The 11,418-nt window shown below is 71.3% G+C and carries 10 protein-coding genes; 4 read left to right on the top strand and 6 right to left on the bottom strand.

Annotation, left to right across the window (positions count from 1 at the left end):
• Window positions 1–7 precede the first annotated feature (7 nt).
• The 4 genes from WME79_RS08185 to WME79_RS08200 all read left to right on the top strand — a co-directional run bounded on the left by WME79_RS08185 (window position 8) and on the right by WME79_RS08200 (window position 4,131).
• Complete coding sequence (locus WME79_RS08185) at window positions 8–634, top strand: RNA polymerase sigma factor (protein WP_437534053.1); 627 nt, start codon at window positions 8–10, stop codon at window positions 632–634.
• Complete coding sequence (locus WME79_RS08190) at window positions 631–1,692, top strand: tetratricopeptide repeat protein (RefSeq protein ID WP_437534054.1); 1,062 nt, start codon at window positions 631–633, stop codon at window positions 1,690–1,692. The genes WME79_RS08185 and WME79_RS08190 overlap by 4 nt, the downstream gene beginning before the upstream one ends.
• Entirely contained in the window at window positions 1,689–2,852 is a 1,164-nt protein-coding gene (locus WME79_RS08195; protein ID WP_437534055.1) for a hypothetical protein, read from the top strand. Before WME79_RS08190 ends, WME79_RS08195 begins: the two co-directional genes overlap by 4 nt.
• A gap of 271 nt (window positions 2,853–3,123) precedes the next feature.
• Complete coding sequence (locus tag WME79_RS08200; protein WP_437534056.1) at window positions 3,124–4,131, top strand: rhamnogalacturonan acetylesterase; 1,008 nt, start codon at window positions 3,124–3,126, stop codon at window positions 4,129–4,131.
• Window positions 4,132–4,317: 186 nt separating this feature from the next.
• Here the strand turns inward: WME79_RS08200 and WME79_RS08205 are convergent, their stop codons facing one another.
• The 6 genes from WME79_RS08205 to WME79_RS08230 form a co-directional block, all read right to left on the bottom strand.
• Window positions 4,318–6,798 (bottom strand): cellulose binding domain-containing protein, encoded by a 2,481-nt coding sequence (locus tag WME79_RS08205; protein WP_437534057.1) that lies wholly within the window; start codon window positions 6,796–6,798, stop codon window positions 4,318–4,320.
• Between the two features lie 590 nt (window positions 6,799–7,388).
• A complete protein-coding gene (locus WME79_RS08210; RefSeq protein ID WP_437534058.1) occupies window positions 7,389–7,757 on the bottom strand; it encodes a molecular chaperone DnaJ in 369 nt (122 codons plus the stop codon).
• A 140-nt stretch (window positions 7,758–7,897) separates the two neighbouring features.
• The gene (locus tag WME79_RS08215) at window positions 7,898–8,446 is read right to left on the bottom strand and encodes a hypothetical protein (protein ID WP_437534059.1); all 549 of its coding nucleotides are present in this window, start codon (window positions 8,444–8,446) and stop codon (window positions 7,898–7,900) included.
• Window positions 8,447–8,745: 299 nt separating this feature from the next.
• Complete coding sequence (locus tag WME79_RS08220; RefSeq protein ID WP_437534060.1) at window positions 8,746–8,970, bottom strand: DUF2188 domain-containing protein; 225 nt, start codon at window positions 8,968–8,970, stop codon at window positions 8,746–8,748.
• 70 nt (window positions 8,971–9,040) lie between these two features.
• Window positions 9,041–9,631, bottom strand: a complete 591-nt coding sequence (locus WME79_RS08225) for a GTP-binding protein (RefSeq protein WP_437534061.1) — start codon at window positions 9,629–9,631, stop codon at window positions 9,041–9,043.
• A 366-nt stretch (window positions 9,632–9,997) separates the two neighbouring features.
• Window positions 9,998–11,245 carry a hypothetical protein gene (locus WME79_RS08230; RefSeq protein ID WP_437534062.1) on the bottom strand — a complete coding sequence of 416 codons (1,248 nt, stop codon included), beginning with the start codon at window positions 11,243–11,245 and terminating at the stop codon, window positions 9,998–10,000.
• Between the last annotated feature and the right edge of the window lie 173 nt (window positions 11,246–11,418).

The following is an 11,418-nucleotide window of genomic DNA, read 5'->3' on the forward strand; positions in this document are numbered from 1 at the left end:
AAAGCCCGTGACTGACCTCCACGCGCCGCCGGAGGGAGCGCCTCCGCGGGCGGACGAGCTGCTCGGGCTCGCGCGCGCCGCGGCGGCGCGCGATCCGGCGGCGATCCGCACGCTCATCACCGAGCTCGGCGGCGCCATGTTGCGCAGCGTGCGGAAGGTGCTCGGCCCTCATCACCCCGACGTCGAGGACGTGACCCAGGAAGCCGTGCTCGCGCTGCTCCAGGCGCTGCCGTCCTTTCGCGCGGAGTGCACCGTGCTCCACTTTGCCAACCGGATCGCCGTGATGACCGCGCTCGGCGCGCGCCGGCGCCTCAGCGTGCGCGCGCGCTTCGACGAGCCGGACGCGCCGATCGACGTGGCCCCGGACGAGAGCGGCGCGTCGCCGTTCGCCGAGGCGGTCTCGAGCCGGCGGCGTAAGATGGTGCTCGAGGTGCTCGACAGGATGCCCCAGGCGACCGCGGAGGCGCTGGCCCTCCATTTCGTGCTCGGCTACACGGTCGACGAGATCGCGGCGCTCGCCCGCGTCTCTCCGAACACGGTCTGGAGTCGGCTCCGGCTCGGCAAGGAGGCGCTGCGGCGCGCGCTCGCCAACAACGCGAAGCTGGCCGAGCTCTTCCGAGGGAGGGAGACATGACCGCCGACTGCCGGAGCGAGCTCCTCACGCGGGTGCGCCGCGGCGTCGCGACCGAGCCGGACCGGCTCGCCCTCGATGCCCACCTCGGCACCTGCGCGTCGTGCCGGATCAGCTGGGTGCTCGCGCTGGACTTCGACGCCGCGGGCGCGGCGGAGCCCGGAGATGCAGAGCTCCTCGCGCGCATCGCGAACGCCGCGATCGGCGGGGCCGTGATCGACCTGCCGTGCGAGGGAGCGCCGGCGCGGCGGCGGCGCGAAGGAGCGCCCGTGCGGCTCGCGAGCGCGCCCGTGCGGCCCGACAACGACGTCCGGCGCGGAGACGACGACGCTCGACCGGGGAGCCTCCTCGCGGGGCGGCGTTGGGCCGGATGGACGCGGAGCGCCTGGCTCTACGCCGCGGCGGCCGTCCTCGTCGCCGGGGTGTCGCTCGCGACCTCGGCGCTCGTCCAGCCGCGTCCGGCAGCGGAGATGGGGCCGAGCGCCCGCCGGATCGAGCCCTCGCTGCGCGTAGCCGTGTCCCGTGCGCGCGCGGCCGCGTCCCTCGCGGCTGCTCCGTCCGAGGGCGAGGCTGCGCCGGCGCCCACCGAAGCGGCGGGGCTCGCGCCGGCCGCTCCGAAGCCGCGCGAGGCAGCGCGCGGGCCGAGCGCGGCGGCTTCCTCTCCGAGCGCTTCTCCGAGCGCCTCGACGGCGGAGCAGCTGTTCCGTGAGGCCAACGACGCGCGGCGCGCCGGCAGCTCCCGGCGCGCCATCGAGCTCTACCGCGCGCTCCAGAAGGGGTTCGCGTCGTCGCCCGAGGCCACGCTCTCCCTCGTGTCGCTGGGCGGCCTGCTCCTCCAGACCGGCTCGCCTGCCGTGGCGCTCGCGCAGTTCGACCGGTACCTCGGCGTCGCCGGCTCGCGCCCGCTCGCGGTCGAGGCCCTCTACGGCCGCGGGCGCGCCCTGCGGGCGCTCGGGCGCGCCGGCGACGAGGCGCAGACCTGGCGGCGCCTGCTCCGGGAGCACCCGGGCTCACCGTACGTCGAGCACGCCCGCCGCCGCCTCGCCGAGCTCGGAGGGTGATCACGGAGCGAGCGCCGATCTGGCTCGGGTTCGCCGCGGCGATCGCGCTCTCCGCGGCGCGCGCGCTGGCCATCGAGGAGGGGCCTTCGACGGCGTCCGCGTCGCCCGGCGCGCCGGTGGTGGAGATCGTGCTGACGGGCCCCGCGCCGAACCTCGGCGCGATCCGGGCGGCGCTCGAATCTCAGGCGCTCTCCGCGTTCACGCTCCGGTTCCGCGTCGCGCCGACGTTCGACGCGGCGGCGCTCTTCGCGGCGCGGGCCTCCTCCGGCGTGGCCCTCTCCTGCTGGATCGACGTGAGCGACCCGCGCCGCGCCGCGCTCTACTTCACCGATCCCGTGGCCGATCGCTTCCTGGTGCGTTCGATCGAGCTGTCGGGCGGCTTCGACGAGCTCGATCGCGAGTCCGTGGCCCAGGTCGTGGAGCTCTCGCTGCGGTCGCTGCGCGGGGGCGCGCGCGCGTCGCTCGATCGGGATCAGGCGCGCGCGCTCGTCCTCCGCCAGGCGGCGCCGCCGGGCGGCGCGCCGGGCCAGCAGCCGGCGCCATCGGGCGGCGCGCCGGGCAAGGCGGCGCCCCCTGGCGGCGCGCCGGGCCAGGCGGCGCCGGCGCTGCGCAGCGCGCTGGAGCTCGGGGCCTTCTATGGCGTCACGGTGCACTCGGCGGAGATCGGCTGGACGCACGGCCCCGGCGTTCGTGTCGCGCTCGGCGGGAGCTCGGGGCAGCAGCGGCTCGCCCTCGACGCGCGCATCCAGTACCAGTTCGAGCGCCGCTACGAGGAGCCGCGCATCGGCCTCGATCTCCGCACGATAGGGCTCCGCGCGGACGCCTCCTGGCTCTACGCCTTCACGCCCGGCGTGGCGCCGCTCGAGCTCGGCGCGCGGCTCGGCGCGGGCCTCGATCATGTCGAGGCGGCGCCGCGGCCGGGCAACGCTGGCGCGCCGTCGTTCGTCCCCGCCGGGGCGAGCGCCTCGAACGCGTTCGTGCTCGTGGCCGGCGCCGTCGCCAAGCTGCCGCTGAGCCGCGATATCCGGCTGTTCACGGAGCTCTTCGTCGAGCTCGATCCCGCGCGCGTCCGCTACGATCTCGCGCTCGAGCAGGGGACCGAGACCGTCCTTGCGCGGTACCGTTTCCGGCCTGGCGTGCTGCTCGGCGTCGAGCTCTGACGGCGTCGGGTCGGCCAGGAGTCGAGCCCTGGGATGGTCGTTCTTATGAAAAATTGCGCTTTGACGCGACGGCCCAGGCGCCCGCGAGAAAATCGAACGATGCGTGATTGATCGCAGCCGCCTCGGCGCACGTGGGGAGGACAGAGCGGCGCTTTGTGGTCGCTTCGCGCTCTCTTCACCCGCTCTTTTTATCCACGTTGGCCACGTACGTCCCTCCGGGCACGCTCCCGACGCGTGCTCGTCGTGCACTGTCTTCCTGCAGGAGCTCGTCATGCGAATTCGGCCCATCTTCATGACCGTCGTGCTTCATTCTTTCGTCGCCGGTATCGGCCTCGCGTCTGGGGGCTGCAGCTCGGGAGACCCCGACGATCACCCCGCCGCGCAGACCACAGGCAGCGGCGGTGGCGGCAGCACCAGCACCAGCGCGAGCACAAGCACAAGCGCCAGCAGCGGTGTGGGCGGAGCGAGCAGCGCTACCGGCTCCAGCGCCGCGGGGGTGGGCGGCGCGGGAGAGGGGGGCGGCGGCGGCGGCGCGGCCGGAGGGGCGACGAGCGCTTCAGGCGGCTCGGAAGGCGGCGGCGGGAGCGCCGAGCTGCCGGATGTCACCGTGTACATCGCCGGCGACTCGACCGTTCAGACCTACGTGAACAGCGCCCTTCACCAGGCGGGCTGGGGCCAGATGCTGGGGGAGTTCTTCGACGAGCGGGTGCGCGTCGAGAACCGGGCCATCGGCGGCCGGACCGCGCGCCGGTACATCGACGAGGGCCGCCTCGACGATGTCCTCGAGGACATCCAGAGCGGAGACTACTTCCTTGTGCAGTTCGGCACGAACGACAGCAACAAGACCGCGACGTACGAGCACGACGGCGAGACCATTCCCTATTACCTGGACCCCGCGACGGACTTCAAATCGTACCTCGAGCAGTACATCACGGGCGCGCAGGCGCGCGACGCGACGCCGGTGCTGGTCACCCCGCCCCCGCGGCGATCGTGCTCCGGGGACAGCCACGAATTCGGCAACGGCCTGAGCGCCCATTCACAGGCGATGCGGGAGCTCGGAGACGAGCTGGACGTGGCCGTCATCGATCTCAACGCGAAGACGCTCGCCCACCTGAACTCGATCGGGTGTGTGGCGGCGGGCGAGGACTTCTTCCTCGTCCGGGCGGACGGCTCGGTCGATGGAACCCATTTCAACGAGACCGGCGCCCGGGTCATGGCGGGCCTGGTGGCCGACGGCACCGAGGACGCCGGCCTGACGCTCGCGCAGTACAGGAAGTGACGGGACGGACGCGCCTGTCGAGCACGCGGCGTCGACCTGAAGCATCCCCTCGAATTTTTCGGGAAGATTCACAGGGAGGCGGGCAGACGGGGAGTAAAATCCCACCGATCTCCCCGTCTCCCTGTTCAATTCTCTTATTTTGCTAATAATACCAACAGAATGAGGGGATTGGTCAGGGCGTCGACGTCACCTCACGTGGATGTCCGGCTTCGGGGGCGCCGCCATTCCGCCGCCGATGTGGAAGCTCGTGTGGGGCGGCTGGTTGTAGGCGGTCTGCTCCGAGCTGACCTGCATGCGGTACTGGGGGTCGTGCATCAGCGTGTAGAGCCGGCGCGTCGTCACGTTCGTCGTTGTGTACAGCCGCAGCGCCGAATTGTCGGACTCGCGCCACACGATCTCCTCCCGCCAGTCGCCGAGCAGGTCGGCCGTGAGCGCCGGCGTCGACTTCGTGCCGTTGTTCGAGGCGCACTGGCTGCAGCTGAGGAGCGAGCCGCCGCCGTACTTGGTGATCGACGTGTTGTTCTGCAGCTCGCGCAGCTCGTCCGCGTCCCACCAGATCAGGAAGTTGACCGACGCGGGCTGGCTCCCGACGTTCGACCCGCTGGTCGCGGACAGGAGCCCTCCCGTGGAGTTGGTCCACATCTCCGCGCCGGCGTTGCTCGCGAGCACGTCGCCCGCCACGCCGCGCCCGGTGTCGGCCCCCGTGACGGGGCCCTGCTTGAGGATCGCGCAGGAGTTCGCGTCGTGGATATCGTAGGTCGGCTTGGTGCCGTCCTCGTGCGGCATGAACACCTCGAGCCCCGGGCGTGAGAGGACGAAGTCGCTGACGTGCAGCGCGTCGCCGTGCCCGAGCGCCGTCGAGCACTTCCGGGTGCCGTTGCTGTCGATCGTCGAGGCCCCGTAGATCACCTCCTGCGCCCCGTCGGCGTCGACGTCGGCCACGACCATGGAGTGGGCGCCCTGGCCCGTGTAGGCGGTGTTTGCGTTGCTGTCGGCCTTCCAGATCTGGGTGAGCTTGCCGCCGCGGAAGCTCCAGGCGGTCACGGTGGCTCGCGTGTAGTAGCCGCGGGCCATCAGGATTGCCGGCTTGCCGCTCGCGTCCTGGCCTGTCCCGAGGTCGCTCACGAACGCCGCGCTCGCGAGGAACCGATCGACGCGGTTGCCGTACGAGTCACCCCACGACGAGACCGTCCCGCGGGCCACGTCGAAGGCGACGGTCGCGAGCTCCGCGCCGCTCGCGCCGCTGAACACCGTCAGGTACTCGGGGCCGGTGAGCACGTAGCCCGCGGCGTTCCTGTAGTCCGTCGCGTCGTCGTCGGAGGCCGCGGGACCTCGGCTGAGGTAGGCGCCCGCGCCGTCGCGCGTTCCGGGAGCGGTCTTCACCGCGATCTCCGCGTTGCCGTCGCCGTCGAAGTCGTACACGACGAACTGCGTGTAGTGCGCGCCCGCCCGGATGTTCCTCCCGAGATCGATGCGGAAGAGGCGCCGCCCGTCGAGCTTGTAGGCGTCGAGGTAAACGGGCCCCGTGCAGCCAGCCTGGGAGTTGTCCTTGGCGTTCGAGGGATCCCACTTCAGGATGATCTCGTACTGCCCATCGCCGTCGACGTCTCCAACGCTCGCGTCGTTCGCGGAGTACGAGTAGCTCTCGCCGGCGTTATCGCATTTCGATGGCGTCGTTCCGCCCGCGGGGGCCGTGAGGGGGATGCGAAGGTAGTTCTGGCCCCAGGTCGCGGCGGCGGGGGAGGCGGCTTGAGCGGCGCCGCCGACGACTGCCCGGATCGCATAGGTCGAAGAGCTGGTGCCGGCGGTATCGAGGTAGTTGGTGCTGTTCGTGACGTTCGCGATGCGCGTACCGTTGCGGTACACATCGTACGAGATCGCGCTCGGGTTGGCCGCGTCGTACTCGTAACCGAACATCCTCCATCCGACGTAGACGCCATTCGAGACCTTGACGGCGACCACGCCGCGATCGAGGTCCTCCATCTGGTAATGCCCAGTCGGCGCGGCGCCGCCGCTGCCGCCGGAGCCACCTGCGCCGCCAGAGCCACCCGCGCCGCCGGAGCCACCTGCGCCGCCGGAGCCTCCTGCGCCGCCGGAGCCGCCGCTGCCGGTGGTGGCGCTGGTGCTGCTGGCGCTGGTGCTGCTGGCGCTGCTGCTGCTGCTGGCGCTGCTACTGCTGCTGGCGCTGCTGCTGCTACTGGCGCTGGTGCTGCTGGCGCTGCTGCTGCTGCCGGACCCGCCCGCCGTCACGCTGACGAGCGCTGGGCGCTGCGCGGGACCGCTCGCGTTGGCGCAGAACCCGAAGCTCGTCGATGCGCCCGCCGCCAGGGTCGCGTTGTGCGCTGCGGGCGTGGCGACCAGCTGCGACCCGCTCACGCTCGTGGTGGCGCTCCACGCGTTCGCGAGCGTGGAGCCGTTCAGGTTGGTGGCGATCCGCCAGGTCGTCGTCGTCGCGGTTCCCGTGTTCCGGATGGCGACGTCGGCGCAGTACCCGGTCCCCCAGTCCGACGCGACCGTCAGCGTGGCGGTCAGCCCGTCTCCGGTCAGCGGCTGATCCCAGCCTTCCTGTTGCTCGAGCTCCACTTCCGGTCCGTAGGCGTCCTCCACGACGCACGCCCCGAGGAGCACGAGGGCGGCGGCGGTCGCCGCCGACAAGCAAGTTCGCATGGAAAGTTCCTTTCAGAGCACGCGGACCGCAAGGCGATCCGCGAAAGGTCCCCGGCCTCCGGCGCCGGTGGCCCTGCGGCCAGCGGCGCTCGGAGACCGAGGAGCAATGAATGACCTCCATGTTTGCTCGAGCAGCTCGGACTCAATCACCAAAGCAGCGCACCCCCCCTCGTTTTTCGGCAGATGGGAGTTTTTGCGGCGTACGAGAATGCGTGATCGTCCCGCCGACGCCTGACGATGGCGGGTACCCACCGGGGTTACCTTGCCGGCGATTTTTCGACATCCTTTGCAGATCTCGTGCGCAGATCTCGTGCAGACGAGGGACCGTGCTCGTCCACAACGAGCGCTGTCGCCCCGAGGCAACGCCGGAGCCGCCGATTCTCCTCGAGCACCGGGAAAGGGCGGCGTGTGAGCCCGCAGCGGCGTGTTAGCTCGACCACTGCCCACAGATAACCCACATGATGTGGACAAACGTTCAGATGTCTGCGTAGCCTGGCGTTGCCGGTGGGCCAGGCTGCTGTCGCGCCTGCTCGACGCCAGACGTCAGCGGGGGCCCGGGCGGCCCCCGCGCCCGCGACCCGCGCCAGGGATCAGGGCGCCGGCGGGCGGATCTGCTTGCGGATCTTCTTGATGAAGGTCTGCGTGCATTTGCCGTGGCTGCCCTCGTGCTCGATGATCTCTCGCGTCAGCTTCGCCTTCGTCTCGTTGGAGACGGTCGCGCTGGCCCGCACCTCGTTCGCAAGCTGGCTCCCTTCGAAGGTCCCGGGCCACGTCTGCTTCTCGACGACGGCCGCCACGTTCGTCGGACGGTGGTGCGAGGCCTTCGTCTTGGTGACGTCTCGGAAGCCCCCGTCGTCGGACCGCCGCCCCGAGCCGTGGCAGCTCGGGCACGTGGTCGTATTTCCAAACGAGTTGGCGATCCGACCGTCGCCTCCGCAAATCCCGCACGTTTCTGCCATCCATCGGGTGTACTGCACTTCCCGTCCGCGTGCAGGCGTTCTCTCGCGTCCCGATGAGAAACATCGCGTCGGGCGTGGCGCGGACGCTCACGCGCACCTCGCTGCGCGCCGGGAACGCGACAGAGCAGCTCGAGGTGCAATCAAGGTTCAGCGGCGTGCTCACCGCGTGGCCCGCGCCGCTGCCCGCCGCGCGGACCACGCTGAGCGTCGATGTGCCCAGCAGCGGAGGGGCGACCTCCACGAACGACACCGCGCTCGCCAGGCCGGCCCCGAGGTCGAACCTGCTGCGCGTGTGGCTCTGGCACCGTCACCACGAGCACGACCTCCGCGTACGAGGTGCCCGCGAGCACGGTCGTGGGCGTCGGCTCATCGTAGAACCGGCAGGTCTCGATGCTGTGCCCGTTCGTCCCGCCCTCGTCGGGCGGCAGGCGCACGCACCACTCCATCCTCCGGTAGCGCAGGCAGGCGTCGAACTCCTCGGTCATCGCGATCTGGCGGCCGGCCTCGTGGGCCTCCACGAGCACGTCGCGCTGCGCAAGCGCGCTCGAGCTCGTGTTCAGCTCTCCGTACAGCGCCTCTTGCGCCTCGGCGATCTCCGGGCCCGCGGGCTCCTCGATCGCGTCGGCCCCGTACCCGGCCAGCGCGGTGGCGATACTGAGAAAAAGCGACTTCGCCCCTACCCTGTTCATGGTCGTTCCCTCGAGCTGTCCCTGCCCGAGCCATCCCCGGAGCGGGGCGTTCGGGCGAGCGTGCCGGGCTCATCGCAATCGATGTGCCCGTCCCCTCGGGCGCCGCGCACCGGCGAAAAGGGCGGGAAATCGAGGCCCGCGCCGCGCGGCCTGCGGGCGTCCATCGGCGCGTTGCGCGAGGGTTTGCTCAAGCTGGGCGAGGGCTCGCTCAAGGGATCGGGCTCGGCTGCAGCGCCGCGGTGGCGAGCAGCTCGACGGCCCGGCGCATCGCCTCGATGAGGCGACCCATCTGGCCGCGGTCACGCCGCGAGCCGGTGCTCTATCTCGATCGGCGTGAGCTGCGGCGGCTGCTCGTCGACGACGAGCGTGCTCCCCGGGTGCTGGCGGACGAGGTCCTCCGTCGTTTCGATCGCTTCCTGCACCGTGCCGTACGGGAGCGAGCGGGTGACGTATCCCTCGGCCGCGACCACCCAGCCCCAGCCGTCGGGGTCCGGCATGACGTGGTATGCGAGTCTCTGGGTCATGGCGTGTCCTCCCTCCGGCAGGGTGAGCTCGGCGCGCGCGAGCCGCAAGAGAACGGCGCTCGCGAGGGCCCTACCGGTGGCGGCGCTGCACCTCCTTGAGGGCGAGCTTCGCGATCGCCCTCAGGGTATCGAACACGCCGCGCCCGCTCGCCGCCGCGGCCTCGAACTCGAGCGCTCCACCCGGGTTGAGGAGCTCCCGGAGCTCCTCGATATCGGCGATCCCGTCGAGATCCCGCTTGTTGTACTGGACGACGAACGGCAGCCGCCCGGGCGAGCGGCCCTCCTCGGCGAGGTTGTCCCATAGATCGGCCATCGACTCGACGTTCGCGTCGAGCCGGGCGCGCTGAGAGTCCGCCACGAACACGACGCCATCCAGCCCCTTCAGGATCAGCTTCCGGCTCGCCTTGTAGAAGATCTGGCCCGGCACCGTGTAGAGCTGAAGGCGCGTCCGGAAGCCCGACAGGCCCCCGAGATCGAGCGGAAGGAAGTCGAAGAACAGCGTGCGATCGCTCTCGGTCTTGAGCGAGATGAGCCGCCCCTTGGCGGCCGGCACCGTCCGATCGTACACGTATTGAAGGTTCGTCGTCTTGCCGCAGAGACCAGGTCCGTAATAGACGATCTTGCAGTAGATCTCCCGGGTCGCATAGTTGATGAACGCCATCGGCGTGCTCCTCCAGAGTCGACGTTCGAGGGGGAGGCAAGGCCGGTCCCCGCATTGAAATTGAAAGCGACCGGAGGCCATCGCATTGGAAGCGATGGCTGCGGTCGTCCAGCGCAATGGAAACGAAGGCGGCCACCGGTGCCCGCGCTGGAAGCGGCGTCCGTGGTCGATCCCGCCATGGGAGGTGAGGCGCTGGCCGTTCCCCCCACGCGTCCCAGCGTCACGCGCCGCGCTGGGGGCGCGCCGCGAGCCGCGAGCCCAGCACGGCGCGCCGCGCTGCCTGCTCCCCGGCGCTACGTCACGCGCGGCCAGCGGCGAGCGGCCGCGCCGCTGCTGCCGCCGCGAGCGGCGCCGCGCCGGCGGCGATCACGAAGACGCGTCGGCGATCGCGTGGAGGGCGGCCACGAAGCCCTCCAGGGAGGCGTCGCGCGCGTCGCTGTGCTTCACCAGCCGCTCGTTCACGGCGATGAGCTCCACCACGTCCGGGCTCGCGCCCGGGAACCGCCGGAGCTCGTGCACCGCGCGGCTCACCCGCGACGGTGGGTCGAGGCACGCGAGCGCCGACAGCGCCGCCGTCGCGCCCGCCTCGCGGCCCGCCGCGAGCGCCTCCCGCGCCATCCCGAGCAGCACCAGCGCGAAGGCGACCTGGATCGCCTCCAGGAAGCCGCGGGAGACCTCCTTGCCGCCCTGGCTGGCCTCGCTCCACGCGAGCGTCACGAGCTCGCCTATCTCCGAGAAGGCGCGCGCCGACATCAGCGTGGAGAGCGTCTCCAGGCCGTGTTTGTCCCAGGCCGCCCGCGTCGTCAGCTGGCGCGCGAGCCAGGAGAGCACGGCATAGGCGTCGTCCCCCGCCCGGATCGCGCCGAGCGCGATGTCCATCAGCGCGGCCCGCGCCACGCCGTGCGCCTCGAGCCAGCCGAGCAGGTTCGCCCGCTCCGCGCCCCGCGGCGTCCGGCGCGCCTTCTCGAGGATCGCATCCCGGAGCGCCGGGGGAAAATGGAGGATATCGACGCTCCAGTCCTCGTCCGAGCCGCGCGCGCGCTCCATCGCCAGCGCGGCCAGCGCGTCGTCGTCGAGCGAGAGCACCCCGGCCCGCCTCGCCGCGAGGATCTTCGGGACCGGCAGATCGCGCAGCGCGGGGCGCTCCCCGTTCAGGCCGTCGAGCTCGTCCCCGTCGAGCAGCGGCGGCAGCCCCTTGTGGACCTTGGGCGCGAGGATGAACCCCGAGGGCCACTGGACAGGTTCGCGCCGGCAACGCTCGAGCACGCGCTCGTAGATCCCCGCAGGGACCTTGCCGCGCACGAGATCCGAGAGCTCGATCCACTCCTCCTCGTCGAGCACGAGGCGCGGCACGCCGAGCACCTCATGCTGGAAGTGCGCGGGATCCTGGATCGCGAGCCGCGCGAGCTGCCGGATCACCGGCCCGCTGAAGCCGCTCTCGCAGCGCGCCCTCCAGCGCAGGAGATCGGATGTCCCGAGCTCGTCGATGTGCTCGGACAGGAAGGCATGATCGTCTGGCTCCAGCGACGGCTGACGGAGCACATGAAAGAACGCGACGGGACGGGCACGGCCCCGGTGCGCGCGCACCAGGGCCTCAATCTCCGCCTTTCGCATGGCGCGACCTCATCACCCGAGACCCCATGTGGGATCAGGGACACTCTCAGGTCCATCGTCGCCAGGCGCTAGCGCGGCCCGTCATGACTCGTCGGTCGGTGGAATGACGGATCCTGTTCCTGACCGGTGTGCTCAGGGTAGCGCCAGCGCGCCCGCTGTCAACGCGCTCGTCG

It is taken from the genome of Sorangium sp. So ce726 (assembly GCF_051521405.1).
Lineage (GTDB): Bacteria > Myxococcota_A > Polyangia > Polyangiales > Polyangiaceae > Sorangium.

Coding starts and splice junctions, on each gene's coding strand:
- WME79_RS08220 (WP_437534060.1), bottom strand. CDS start 8,970: ATGACCCAGAGACTCGCATACCACGTCATGCCGGACCCCGACGGCTGG.
- WME79_RS08215 (WP_437534059.1), bottom strand. CDS start 8,446: ATGAACAGGGTAGGGGCGAAGTCGCTTTTTCTCAGTATCGCCACCGCG.
- WME79_RS08205 (WP_437534057.1), bottom strand. CDS start 6,798: ATGCGAACTTGCTTGTCGGCGGCGACCGCCGCCGCCCTCGTGCTCCTC.
- WME79_RS08200 (WP_437534056.1), top strand. CDS start 3,124: ATGCGAATTCGGCCCATCTTCATGACCGTCGTGCTTCATTCTTTCGTC.
- WME79_RS08230 (WP_437534062.1), bottom strand. CDS start 11,245: ATGCGAAAGGCGGAGATTGAGGCCCTGGTGCGCGCGCACCGGGGCCGT.
- WME79_RS08210 (WP_437534058.1), bottom strand. CDS start 7,757: ATGGCAGAAACGTGCGGGATTTGCGGAGGCGACGGTCGGATCGCCAAC.
- WME79_RS08225 (WP_437534061.1), bottom strand. CDS start 9,631: ATGGCGTTCATCAACTATGCGACCCGGGAGATCTACTGCAAGATCGTC.
- WME79_RS08190 (WP_437534054.1), top strand. CDS start 631: ATGACCGCCGACTGCCGGAGCGAGCTCCTCACGCGGGTGCGCCGCGGC.